Origin of the sequence: Cryobacterium sp. PH31-O1, assembly GCF_030063455.1 — a bacterium.
Lineage (GTDB): Bacteria > Actinomycetota > Actinomycetes > Actinomycetales > Microbacteriaceae > Cryobacterium.
This window is the reverse complement of record NZ_JASITB010000003.1, coordinates 181,853-194,902: the sequence shown is the minus strand read 5'-3', so window position 1 is coordinate 194,902 and position 13,050 is coordinate 181,853. Positions and strand designations below refer to the sequence as shown.

At 66.7% G+C, this 13,050-nt stretch carries 9 protein-coding genes; all 9 read right to left on the bottom strand.

Annotation, left to right across the window (positions count from 1 at the left end):
* Positions 1-436: 436 nt before the first annotated feature.
* The gene (locus QMK31_RS08120; RefSeq protein WP_283500446.1) at positions 437-1,849 is read right to left on the bottom strand and encodes a right-handed parallel beta-helix repeat-containing protein; all 1,413 of its coding nucleotides are present in this window, start codon (positions 1,847-1,849) and stop codon (positions 437-439) included.
* 541 nt (positions 1,850-2,390) lie between these two features.
* On the bottom strand, positions 2,391-3,374 hold the full coding sequence (locus tag QMK31_RS08115; RefSeq protein WP_283500651.1) for a glycosyltransferase family 2 protein: 984 nt from the start codon (positions 3,372-3,374) through the stop codon (positions 2,391-2,393).
* A gap of 2 nt (positions 3,375-3,376) precedes the next feature.
* Positions 3,377-4,426, bottom strand: coding sequence for a polysaccharide pyruvyl transferase family protein (locus tag QMK31_RS08110; protein WP_283500445.1), 1,050 nt, complete (start codon positions 4,424-4,426; stop codon positions 3,377-3,379).
* A complete protein-coding gene (locus QMK31_RS08105; RefSeq protein WP_283500444.1) occupies positions 4,423-5,655 on the bottom strand; it encodes a glycosyltransferase in 1,233 nt (410 codons plus the stop codon). The genes QMK31_RS08110 and QMK31_RS08105 overlap by 4 nt, the downstream gene beginning before the upstream one ends.
* Positions 5,652-8,564 carry an oligosaccharide flippase family protein gene (locus QMK31_RS08100; protein ID WP_283500443.1) on the bottom strand — a complete coding sequence of 971 codons (2,913 nt, stop codon included), beginning with the start codon at positions 8,562-8,564 and terminating at the stop codon, positions 5,652-5,654. Before QMK31_RS08100 ends, QMK31_RS08105 begins: the two co-directional genes overlap by 4 nt.
* Positions 8,561-9,577: a glycosyltransferase family protein gene (locus QMK31_RS08095; protein WP_283500442.1), complete on the bottom strand. Its 1,017-nt coding sequence runs from the start codon at positions 9,575-9,577 to the stop codon at positions 8,561-8,563. Before QMK31_RS08095 ends, QMK31_RS08100 begins: the two co-directional genes overlap by 4 nt.
* 85 nt (positions 9,578-9,662) lie before the next feature.
* A complete protein-coding gene (locus tag QMK31_RS08090) occupies positions 9,663-11,090 on the bottom strand; it encodes an O-antigen ligase family protein (RefSeq protein ID WP_283500441.1) in 1,428 nt (475 codons plus the stop codon).
* A gap of 222 nt (positions 11,091-11,312) precedes the next feature.
* The gene (locus tag QMK31_RS08085; protein WP_283500440.1) at positions 11,313-11,882 is read right to left on the bottom strand and encodes a YdcF family protein; all 570 of its coding nucleotides are present in this window, start codon (positions 11,880-11,882) and stop codon (positions 11,313-11,315) included.
* Positions 11,879-12,967, bottom strand: a complete 1,089-nt coding sequence (locus QMK31_RS08080; RefSeq protein ID WP_283500439.1) for an acyltransferase family protein — start codon at positions 12,965-12,967, stop codon at positions 11,879-11,881. Before QMK31_RS08080 ends, QMK31_RS08085 begins: the two co-directional genes overlap by 4 nt.
* Positions 12,968-13,050: the final 83 nt, after the last annotated feature.

Genomic DNA, 13,050 nt, shown 5'->3' with positions numbered 1-13,050 from the left:
GTCGTGCTGCCGGTCTCACTTCGTCAATTAGCGTCTGAAGTGCTGCGCATTACCCGTGTGCAAATGGGTTTGTGGGCACAAATCGGTTAAGTCTCAGTGGCTCTTCGCGCCCGAGTACGCGGGCCCGCGCCCGCGGCATTGATAAGTCACTGAGACCGCAAAACTGAGATGTTCTCGACGAATTCGCCCTGACCAGTGCTATTGCCCATTGTGGGCTATGCCCTCGATAGCTGTGCGGCGTCTTTAGGGTGGGCGCGCGCGGTCGGCATGGCTCGGCATCCGTCGTTCCTGTGAAAGTGCCTAGAGTGAACTTGAAACCGTTGAGTTTTTGTCGATCCCGAAAAATGGGACCTTCGCAGCTGCACTCGGCGCTCGTTAAATGCCATGGCCCCCAGCCCGCTGAGACAGCGTGCTGGGGGCCTTCCACGTGGTGCGGCTACCGGGTGCAGGCGAGGTTGGAGAATCCCTCGGTGGCGCGGGTGACCGAGTTCGCGCACGACAGGTCGGTGTGGCTGGAACCCTTGCTGCCCTTTTCGTGGATGAAGAAGGCGTACCCTCCGGCGTTCACGGCACCCGAGTTGTCGGTGAAGGTGTTGCGCAGGCCCCAGCCGGCGACACTTCCGTTGACCGCGAAGCCGTGCAGCGGGCTGTTGGCGCCCTGATTGCCGTCGATCGTCCAGTCGTTGCCCTTGACCTTGACCCACTCCTCAGCATTGCTCATGGCGTTGGCGCCGTCGATGACATTATCGCGAATGATGCCGTCCGAGGTGCCCTCCTTGACCTCGATCGGCTGGGCCCCGGTGAGGCTGATCCGGTTACCGAGCACGCGGGTGCCATCCGTAGTGTCAGGACCGCACTTGGTCTGCTCGCACCAATTGTTCTCCGAGGAGCCGATGTAGATACCCTCGCCATAGGACGCGTCGCGTTTGCCGGTGTTCGTGATGGTGTTGCCCACCACCGTGCTGTCGGTGGTGAAGGCGCGCAGATGGATGCCCTCGTAGCCGATATGGTCGACGCGGGTGTCGGCGATTGTCACGTTCGTACCGCTGATCACGCTGATGCCCTTGAGGCTGTTGGTTACGGTCATACCGGCGATCACCAGGTTGGAGGAGTTCTTGATCTGGATGCCGTGATTGTCCTGAACGCTGCCGACGTCGATCACGGCGTCGCGCGGGCCGCAGACCCAGATCGGGTTGGCGGCGGTTCCGTTGGCGTGCATGTCGATCTGGCCGCGGTAAGTGCCGGGGGTCATCCTGATGACGGTGCCCGGGCCGGCGCGGTCGACGGCGGCCATGAGTTCGTCGGCCGTGCCCACCGTGGTCGTCGCAGCGGGGCAGTCCGCGTAGCGGTGCACGGAGGGCGACGAGGCGGGTGCCGGCGCGGGGGCCGGAGCCGGTGCGGTGCCGGTCGCGGCGTTCACGACGAAGGCGTCGACGATGCTGTTGGTGCCGCTCGAACGCGCGTCTTTCTTGCCGGTACGACTGATCTTGATGGTGTGGGTGCCACTGGACAAACTGGTCGTGCTGAAGGCGGTCTTTTTGTGCACGGTGGTTGCGGAATAGCCATTCACCGTGGCTACGGCTGTGCCGTCGATCGAGACCGTGCTCTTTCCTGAGCTCTTCGTTGTGCGCGTGATGAAGGCGACGCTGGATCCGGTGAAGGTCATCGAAGCGCTGCCGGCGCTGAACTGAAACCGTACGGATCCGCCGCGGTCGGCGGCACTGCGCGTACTGCGCCAGGTGCCGGTGTAGTTGATTTTTGACGAAGAGCTGTCGATCACGGTACGGGACGCGGCCGCAGACGCCGCGCCGCCGGGACCGGGAATGGTCAGGGGGGCGAGAACCGCCATCGTGATGGCGAGGAATGCGGCTGCGGCGATAGCGGCCGGGCGTGCAGGAGTTCGGTGGGTAGGGGGTGTGCTGATAAGTGATACACAGGGTTTGCGGAAAAATGGCACGGTGGAGTCCTCCGGAGAGTCGGGTCGCGAATGCACAGCGGGTGCGCGGTGCTGCGCGGATGCTGTGCCTGCTCAAACCATTGGGGTCGGTTCGAATAAGCGGATGCAGCTGTCGCACGCGTGCAGGCGTGGGTGTCGCCCGAGGTCGGTTCGTCGACCTCATCGAGCCGGACAGGTGTCGTGATCCCGCGTGTTCTGCAGCAGTGTGTCGTTCTGACAGGTGCTTGGGGCGGATGCGGGCCCGGTCGGTGCATGGTGCGTATTCAGCGTTCGAAGCCCGACAGCGTAGGGACTATTCGGATTGAACTATGCATCCGAGCCTACCGAGCGGCAAAGTCGAATCCGTTTCACTTAGCTGTGAAAGTGCCCATAATGACCAATCCGGCGTGACAAAATTCCTGGCCACAACGGATGCCTACGCTCACGACCCAATCTAGGCAGCACCCTGCTCGGCAGCCAGGCGCAGCAGGCGACGGTGTAGGGGCACGCTCAGCTTGGCCGTACCGGCCAGCGCCAGGCGCTTCCAATCCCCGCGACGCGCGGTGAGCAGCACGAGACGCCAGGTCAGGCGGGAGCGCAGCTCAGCGACGATCTCGTCGCGTTCCTCGGCATCGTAAGGGCCGGTCAGAGCGTCTTTCAGCCCGGACAGGAGCACGTAACGCAGCCGAAAGTATCCGTAGGAGTTCGAGCCGATGATGCGCGTATCGAGGGTGATCGCCGCGTTGGTGACGGCCTGTTCCACCAGCAGCAACGATTCGGCTCGGCGTGACCCAGAGCGGATGATCGACCCACCGCGCACGACATAGAAATAGAGCACATCGTCGATGAAGGCCACTCGATCGGCCGCGGCGATCAGCTGGGCAACCATGGCCAGGTCGGAGTGAACCCGGGCCGGGGTGAACTCGATCTCACCGGCGAGGGAGCGTCGGAACAGTTTGTTCCACAGGTGCCCGGTGAGTTCGCCGTCGAGCAGCAGGCTGAACGCGGCTGCCCCGGTGATTGGATCGGCCAGAAATGGCGCGGTTAGTCGGCGCCGCTGGCCTGGGTAGACATACTCTGCACCGCAGACGACCACGTCGGCACCGGTCGACCGAGCCGCCGCCACGAGCTTCTCGAGCGCCGACAGAGCCCAGTCGTCGTCACAATCGACGAACCAGAGGAACTCGCCCCGACTCTCCGCCACCGCGCGGGCCCTGGCACGGGCGACCCCGCCGTTCTGTTCCAGCCGAAAGTAGTGAACGGATGCGTGTGCGGCGGCCGCCCGCGCACCGATCACGGCCGTCGCATCCGTTGACCCGTCGTCGACCACGATGACCTCGATCTCGGCCAGAGTCTGGCCGAGCAGCCGGTCGATCGCGCCGCCGAGAAATTCGGCGGCGTTGTACGCCGGAACGATGACGCTCACGACCGGAGACATGGTCACGCCGTGAGCTTTCGAATCGAACTGCTCAGCTCGCGCAGGGAGGCGCGCGCTTCCACAACGTGGCGCAGAATAGGCTCCCGGCGGCTGATCACGTCGCGAGCGCGACGTTCCATTGCGGTCGAGTCGGGCAGCGACCAGCCGATCGTGGCGCCCTTGATGCCGACCGCGTCGAGGGTGCGGGCCGCCTTCGACGGGCCGGCGTCGGCGATCACGAGCGGCAGCGCGCCCTCGGTCAGCCCGATCACGGCGGCGTGCAGCCGGTCGGTCACCACGAGCAACGACCGCTGGTACACCGCGCGCAGCTTCACTTCCTGCTCGGCATGGTCTGGACCGTCCCAGACCAACGCGGTACCGCCGAGCGACGCGGCGAGTTCTTCGGCGAGAGGGCCGTCTCGTTCGATCTGCGATACCGCCACGATCTCGAGGCCGAGGGTGTCGGCCAGATTCCGAAGGGCGCGTAGCCAGGCCTCGTCGGGGCGCCGCCCGTTGTAGCGCACCGAGACGGCGAGAAGCGGGCGGTCAGGCGTCGATGCGAGCAGGTGCGCATCCGTCGCCCCCGTGGCGAAGGCCCAGTCGGGTGCGATGCGGCCGAGCCCCATCGCACCCAGGCTGTACGCGTCGCGCCAGGCCACCAGATCACACAGGCGCAGCGTCGCCGCCACCGGTATGCGCCAGCCGGTCTTCTGCCGCACCCCGAACCCGGCGTGCACGGCATGCCCGCCGCGCAACCGGTTGAGCGCGAGGTGCGGAGCCAGGCGCAGGTAACGCAACGCGTAGGCGCGTTGCAGCTCCATTTCCCCGGCGTTAAAGGCATAAACGGATGCCTCCCGCAGCGTCGACCGCGAAATCTCGCGTCGCCACTCGGCGCTCGTGCGGTACACCCGATCCTGGTTGTGCAGGCCGAGCCCGCTCAGATAGGCATCCGACCGGGCGCCGACGAACACCTGCAGTTCGCCGGCGCCCCGCAGCGCATCCAGAAAGGCCCGCCGCAATACCGTGTCGCCGACATTGTCGATCTGGCCCATCGCCGAGGCAAAGATTCTCATGCGCGCTCCACCACCCGCAGCAGTACCCGTTCCAGGTCGGAACCGCTCGCCTCCTCCGAGAAGCGGGCCAGCCACGGTTCGATGTTGTCCAGCGGCAGCTCGGCCGCCCGCAGTATGGCATCGGCGAGGTCCACCGGATGCGCGGACAGCGCGAGCTCGCCGGTGATGCCGGGCACAATCGCATCCGCTACGCCGAGCGCCCCCGAGACGGCGACCGAGGGATACCCGGCCGCAGCCGCCTCGACCAGCACGTTGCCGAAACCCTCGCGACTCGACGTCAGCAGGGCCACGGCGTTGTCGCCGAAGTGGTCGAACCAGTTCTCGACCCAGCCGCGGTGCTGGAAGACCACGTTCCCCTGCCTGGCTGCTGCCTGCACGTCTTCCAGCAGCGGACCGCCGCCGAACGAGACGACCTCAACGGGCACGCCGCGGCGGGCCAGCTCGGCGGCGGCCGCGATCGCGAGCAGCGGACGCTTCTGCGATACTAAGCGGCAGGCCAACACGATCTGAATGCCGTTAGCCGATCCGGGGCGGCGTTTTGATCGCGTCACGATCGTGTCGACGCCCCCCGCCTCGACACTGCCCGCCTCATCACCACCGACCTGCGCGTGCGCGGTGGTCGTGCCCTGCCCGCGCGGGGTTCCGCGCAGTTTCGCCGTTGCCGGGTTGGCAACGACCGTGATGCGGTCGCCGCGCACCCCAAAGGCGGCGATCATTTCGGCGGCGACCGGATGCGAGATGGCGATCACGTGGTCCGCCCACCGATACAGGCGCTTGGCGAACCAGATCTTCACCCGGTGGGCAAGATCTGATCCGGGCAGTCCGAGCGACACCAGGTTGCGTTCGCTCACGAGCACACGGGGGCGCAGGCGCGCCGGCATCAGTCGAGCCGCGGTCAGCAGCACCAGGTTGGGGTGCGCCTGCAGGGAGATCGCCACGTCGGGCTGCCAGTCGAGCAGGCGGCGGCGTAGGGCGGCGGCCTTCTGCACGTGCCCGTGCTGGCCAGAGAGGGAGAATGCTTCAACCCCGTCGGGCAGGTACCCCGGCTTCACCTCTGCGGCGGTGAGCACGACGCTCACCTGGTAGTCCTGGTCGGCGAGCCAGCCCATCCAGGTGCGGGCGACGAATTCCGCCCCGCCACCGTGCAGGGAGGGAATCACGAAGAGGATGCGCCGAAGCGCGGGATGCCCGCGCGCGTAGTCGGGAGGGGTCTGCGAAGAGGTTGTCATGCTGAACCTTGTCTGTGGGAAGTCGGGTGCTTGGCGCTCAGGTGCGAAGCTTCGGGACGGGACGGCGCGAGGCTCGGCAGGGCAGCGAAGTTGCGGGCGGCCAGGCCCTGCACCTCGGGAAGGCGCTGGGCCAGACGGTCGCAATAGCGCTGCCGATCAGCCAGCACCCCGAGGGCGACCGGAATCATGCGCTCGGCCAGGCCGACGCCCGGCTCAACGCAGAGTTCCTGGGTGTCGAAGAGCCGCATCAGGCCGGCGACCTTACCCTGGGTCGACAGCGCAACCGCCGGTACCGCGCTAAAAATGGCCTGCACCGCGAGGTGCATGCGACCGGTCAGTACTATCTCGGCGCCGGCGCACAGCCCGCGCACCTCGGCCGGGGCGAGTAGCCGGTTCACCAGAACGACTCCATCAGCTCCGTTCAGGCGGTCGAACACGGCCCGGCAGGCGACCGCGTCGTCGCCGCTGGTGCGTACGACGTGTGGCAGCAGCACCACCCGGAGCCCCGCCTGCAGCAGCGCGGTCACGATTCGGGCGTACTCCGTGGTCTGGTCGAAACTGCGCCCGACCAGCGCGCTGGCATTTACGACGGCGTAGGGCGCCGGCGTGGCCCCGAGATATTCCGTGGCGGCGCGCGCGGAGCTGGTCCGGGCCGCGAACACGCAATCGGCGACATCGACCACGTTGGCGAAGTGATCGGTGCGGGCGCGGGCGCTCGAAATCGGGTCGCGCAGTTGCAGCCGGGTGCCCAGCCGGCCGGCCCGGGCGAGCGAGCGGCGCACCCCCACATTGGCGCGGCCGTTCCAGCTGAAACCGAGGATGCGAGCGTCGACACCGACGCTGCGCGCGAGGCTGGCAACATCCGCTCGCCGCGCGGAGGCGCGTACGCTGTAGGCGCCGTCCATGATGTCGGCACCGACCACGGTCAGAGACAGGGCGCCATTGAGCACGGGGGCCAGCGCCGCCATGGCCTGCCGGTGCACCCGTGCAGTACCGTAGATCAGGTGCGGAATGGGCAGGAGCTCAGCCCGCCAGGCATGATGCGGCGGAATCAGCACGTCGGCCGGCCGACGCACCAGAACCTGAACCGGGCCCGACACGTTCTCCAGAAAAGCCTCGACCATGGCCTGATCGCCGATATTGCCCTCACCCGGTGGGGCGACCAGTACGTGCCACCGCTCAATCTGCGCATCGAAGGGGCGCAGTCGGCCGATGGCTCGGTTCAGCGCCGTGCGATCGCGCAGGTACGGCAGAGCGGATGCCGCTGCGTACCCCTGCAGCACCCGGTCCAGCCGCCGGATGATGCGCAGCCAGATGCGGCCGGCTTTGCGGTTTGCGGTGGACGGGCGGGCTGGCGCCAATTGGTCGGCGGTCGGGCTGCCGGTCTTTGGCGATTTAGCGGAGCGCAGAAAACTGCGCGCCTGGGTGATCGAGCGCACATCGCGGCGAAAGATCGGCCAGACCAACATGACCAGGCCGATCGCCGCGAGCAGGGCGACCCCGCCGAGGGCGACGCGCGCGAACGGCAGCTCGAGGGGAATCCACTGCACCGCACCCCAGCTCACTCCGGTCGCGAAACCGTAGCCGAGAATGGCACGTACTCCGGCGAGGAACATGGCGCGCGCCGGGGCGTTTGTGACCCGGCTGATCCACCACAGGCCGATCGGCCAGATCAGGGCGACGCCGAGCGAGTATCCGGCGGCAACGCCGTAGACGCCCCAGAGGGAGCCGAGCAGCACGAACCCGACGAGCAGAGGGCGGGTGCACAGGGCGAAGTACAGGTTCTGCTTGGTGGCACCCTTCGACAGGAACACCCAGTAGGTCGCGTAGGCGGCCGCTTCGAAGAACCCGGCAATGGCGAGAATCTGAAAAATCGGGGCGGAGCCCAGCCAGTTGCTGCCGAGCGCGATGCTGATGATGGGCAGCGCCTGGGCGCAGGAGAAGGCGAGCACGATGGTGACGGCGTGCAGCATGATGGTCTGCCCGAGCAGAATGAACCGGTCGTACTTGGGCGGGTCGTCTTGCAGCCGGGCCAGAACCGGCAGGGCCACCCGGGTGGACGGTCCGTTGATCTGGTTCAGCGGCAGCAGCAGCAGCTGGAATGCCCGGTTGTAGAGTCCGAGTGGGCCGGCGCCGAGCGTCGCACCGATCACGATCGTGTCGGTGTTGCGGCTGGCGTAGCCGAGCAGCTGCGTGCCAGCGAGGTTCGACCCGAACACGATCAGGTGACGCATGGGCGCCGCGCGGTGATACCAGCCGGGAAACCAGCGGGTGATTGGAACCAGAATGATGATGGTCAGAATGCCCTGACTGATCTGCTGCCCGGCGAGGGCCCAATAGCCGAAACCGTTCAGTGCCATCACGATGCCGATGCCGAGCCCGCCGACCTGCGCGCCGATCTCCGACCCGGCGAGGGCCTTGAAATGAAAGTTGCGGTTCAGATCCGCACGAAACTGGGTGGCGAGGCCGTTGAGCAGAAACGTTCCGGCGAGCACCTGGGTGAGCAGCACGAGCCGGTCGTCGCCGTACAGGGTAGCAATCAGCGGGCTGCACAGCACCGCGAGCAGCATGAGTGCCAGCCCGATCAGGCTGTTGATCCAGAACAGGTTGTCTTTCTGGTGCCGGCTCAGGTCGCGCACCTGAATGGCGGCCGACGACAACCCGAAGTTGCGCAGCACCTCGCCGACGCCGATAATCGCGGCGACCGACGCGACCAGCCCATAGTCGCTCGGGTCGAGCAGGCGGCCGAGCACGACGATGCCGCCGAGCTGAACGCCGATGCGAATAAGCTGGCCAACCAGGGTGGTCGACGCGCCGCGCCCGGCGGTGCGACCGAGGCCGGCCGTTGAGGCGGGTTTCGCGGGCGTTTCCGGTGTTTCCGGTGTTTCGGGTGGCAGGGTCGCGGTCAATGGATGCTCCGCCGGGCCAGTTCCAGGGCCCTCAGGTAGGTGCGATAACTCTGCTGGCCGAGGGTCTTCCAGTCTCGATCGTCGAGCCGCGGGCGCGGGCGGGAACCTGCCGCGCGCATCCGTTCGAGGGTGTCCTGCAGAATCTCGGGGGTGAGCTCGCCGTCGTAGAGGTAGATCCAGTCGGGCCCGACCTCGGCGGCCAGGGCCTGGTTCGACGGTGTCGAGGGGACCAGTGCCGGTCGATCAAGCGAGAGCGTCACGAGCAGCACACCCGAATTGTGCATTTCGCGGTACGGCAGCACGACCAGCTCGGCCCCGCCGACCTCGACCACCAGTTCCTCGTCGGAGACGAAGCGCAGCACCGAGCTGATGCGTTCATCCTGCGCGGCCTCGGCGGTGATGATCTCGCCGAGGCCGCTCGACGGCCGACCCACAATGCGCAGCGTCAGGTCACGGCTCGGCAGCGCCCGAAAAACCCGCAACAGGGTTTCGACGCCCTTGTACGGGCGAATGAGCCCAAAATAGAGGATGCGCCCGCTCGCCGACACTGGCAGCGGCATGCCGCTGAAACGGTCACGGTAGTGTCCGTGCAAAATGGTGACCGCCCGCGATTCGGGCTGGACCGGTGTGGTCGGGTTCAGACGAATGACGAGGGCCGTGCGGGCGTCGAGCGCGTCGAGGGCACGGGTCTCGGCGCCATGGCCGGCTTCGTGTGGGGTCAGGTTGTGCATGGTGCGCACAATAGGAATGTGCTGCAGCCGCGCTCGCACCAGCAGCGCGTACAGCGCGAGGCGGCGCAGTCGGGCCTTCAGCGGGCGCGGCGCACGAATGAGCAGCTCAGGCCAGTGCACGTGGAGAACGTCGTAGCGGCCGAGCAATGCGGTGCGCCAGGAGAAGAAACGCATTGTCACCGCATCCGGTGCGCCCTCGACCACCTGGTTGACGTACCGGGTGGTGCCATCGGGCGGGCTCAGTGATTGCAACACGGTGATGTGTGTCGTGCCTGTATTCATCACGCCCATACCCCTTACGGGCCGGTGAAGTCCGGCTGAAGTTGAGAATCTGTCGGTTTAGCGTAGCGTGCGCGCTACGAGCGCGTTAGAGCCGCGCATACCCCCGTTTGGGGTGCACCTTCACCCGGCCCGTGCGGGCCTCGAGCGGGGGAGCGGCATCCGTTCGCATCGGATTCAACGCCAAAATGAGCAGGCATCCCAGCAGCAGGTGCATGGGCCGCAGGGCGTCGATCGCGTTGAAACCGGCGATGCACACCGTGTAGGCCACCAGGGCGGCCGCGGCTCCGACCGCCCGCCGGGACAATGCGTGCGCGATGGCGGAACCGATCATGAGCAAGAACAGGGCGACCCCGGGCAGGCCGATGCTGATCAGCAGTTGCAACAGCGAGTTCTCGATGGTCACCTCGTTGAACAGGCGCCCGGTGATGCCGGAGGTGCCCGGCCCCGACCCGATCCAGCCGGTGAAGTTCGCGGCCTGAAGTGACACCCAGACGCCGAGGTCGCGCGCCTGCGACGAGAGTTCGGCTTCAACCGAGTTGTTGCGGGCGGTGAAGGCGTCGAACTGGAACAGTCCGATCACAGCGATGACCATCAACACCGCAAGCAGAACGAATTTGCCCCAGCGCTTCTCGCCGCGCAGCACGAGTGACACAGCGTAGGCGAACCCGATGGCGATGGCCGCCGAGAGGATAGCGCCGCGGGAGACGGTCGCGACGAGGCCGAGCCCGCTGAATACCGACGCAACGAGGGCTGGTTTGGAGTTCTCGCGCAGCCAGACGCCGATGGCGAGGGCGCACGCAACCGCAAAGAACAAGGCGGCGAAGAGCGGATGCCCAAACGATGCGTCGGCCCGATAGACCGACCAGTGCTGGTGATCGGTCAGCCCGAGCAGTGAGAACAGGGTGCCCCAGACCGGGTTGAATCGCAGAACCCCTTCGAGGACCGCGTAGGCGCCGAGCCAGGCGCCGAGCAGCAGCCAGGTTCGGCGAATCCAATAAGCCTCACGCGTGCTGGTGCCGATACACAGCGGGAGCAGCACCGCAGCGCTGAAACTGATCATCCAGCCGAGACTCGCCTGCAGGTCGGTCGTACGCACGAGAGTGAACAGCGTCCAGGCCAAAAACAGCAGGGCGAAGTAGCGGGTGGCTGAGCGGAAGGGCGCCGGTGGGGTTACTGTGCCGGCATCCGCTTTCGCTGGCAGCAGGCGACGCACCGCCCAGATGACGATGATCATGGTGGTCAGCGGCAGGGCGCCGATCGGGCCGTCCTGCGGAAGGACGCGGGCTGGAATAAGTGCAAAGGTGACCAGGGCAACGGCCGGCAGAATGTGCGCCGGCACGAGGAACAGCGTTGCCACGCCGATGAAGGCCAGCAGGGTCAGCGGAAGCACGATGATGCCGAGCCCGGTGACGAAGCGCGGCAGCAGCACGCTGGCCATGATCACGAACAGGGCAGCGAGGGCGACGAAAATAATCGGCGTGCGGCGCAGGCGCAGCATGGTGAAATCGAACATCGGCCGCCTTCGGGGGAGGTCGTGCAAACAATGGTGGTCTGGCAGAGCAAAGAGGAGATCCGGCCGCAGCGCTGTTGGTGCAACAGGCGCAACAATAACACGTGAATTTTCCTCAGCGCCAGCCGAACTCGGTGGTATCCGATATTCCGAGCAGATCGGAGCGCCCTCATGACCCAGCGCGATGCCATCATCGGGACTTGTTCGGCGTCGCGGGGCTCGGAGTCAACAGCTGGGAATGACCTGGGCCTTCAGAAAACCGGCGCTCTGATAGCCGAATTGGTAGGCCCATTTCAGCGGGTCCATCGGCTGCCGGGCGCCGATCACCGCGAGCCACCCGGCGTAACACCGGCGAATCTGCAGCCGGGCCCGGCTCACGTGATAGCTCGAGGTGACCACGATCACCCGATCCCAGCCTCGCGCGGTCGCAAACGCGGCAATCGTTTCGGCTTCACCGCGGGTCGTGGTCGGCTGTGGGTCGAAGCACTCGACCTCGATCGTCGTGCCAGGCACAGGCACCGGGCGAGCGCACAGATTCGCCGGGCGGGTGTCGCCACCGAACGCATCAGAGATGAGGACGCGCCCGCTGTAACCCGCTGTGGCAAGGTCGACGGCCGTCGCCACCACGGCTGCGCTTCCGAGTCCACCGAGCACGACGATCGCGTCGGCGGGCCCGGGCGGATCTGTCCGCGGAAACATCACCGTTCGGGTTGTGACGGCCAGCAGGCCGACGGCCAGCAGCACCAGACCGGTGAGCACCGTGAGCGCGCGCTGGCGGCGGCGTGATCGTCTCACTCGTTGCGCGGCAGCATCCGCTCTGCCGAACCTGCCGGCACTGCCGCTGTCACCCCCGGCGCGCGCCCCGCGAACCAGGTCGGAACGACGAACCCGTACCGAAGCACCGGCAGGTCGCGCACGAGGCGCCAGAACAGCAGCGAGGCGGCGACGGCACCGCCGGCGACGAGCACGGGCAACACGGGGCCGAGACGGTCGAGCCAGGCCTCGCCGCGGTAGAGCAGCAGCAGGCTGGTGATGGCTGAGACGAACAGAACGTGCACGACGTAGATCGGCAGGGTATTGCGACCGACGTAGGCCAGCCAATTCATGGCGCGAAAGCCGACCAGGAACCGGGCTACCAGAAGGCCCGCGCCGAGGGCGAGCAGGCTGACCAGCACGAGGGTGCCCGTAATGAATGGAACCCGCGCGTCGACGGTGAGGATGACGCCAGCCAGCACGAGAAAAGCCGCACCGAAACCGAGGCCCAGCCAGAGCGCGCCGAAGCGGCTGGGCCGATTGACGAAAGCGAGGATCCGCTCGCGCAGGTAGCAGCCGAGCAGAAAGAACACCAAGTAGCGACCGATGCCGTTCCAGGCGATGTTGCCGGTATCGGCGCGGGCGAAAAACAGCACCGACAGCACCGCGGCGGCGCCGATCTGCACCCGCCAGTCGATGCGGCCTCGCATAAGCTTGGCGGCCACGAAGAACAGGGCGAGGGCGTAGAGAAACCAGAGGCCGTTGCTCGGGCGCACCGGGGCGAGCAGCAGGTCGATCGGGTTGGTCTCGCTGAAACCGGCGGGGTTGGGCAGTAGGGAGAAATACGCGAAGCGCACGAGTGTCCAGACCAGCAGCGACCAGACGAGCAGGCTCAGCCGGGTGCGCCACAGGGCGGGCCAGGCGCGGGTGATGACCGAGGTGGCGAACAGTCCGGAGGCGAGAAAGAACAACGGCATGCGAAACACGATGAAGACGAGGTTGATCTTGTTCCACAGCTCGGGGGCCAGGCCGCTGAGCACGGTCCACTGCACCGCGTGCGCGAGGGCAACCAGCAGGATGGCGATGCCTTTGGCGCCATCAACCCAATCGACCCGCGTCTGGTGCACTACCCGGACCACTGCACTACCCGGACCACTGCACTACCCGGACCACTGCACTACCCGGACCACTGCACTAAACGGACCACTGC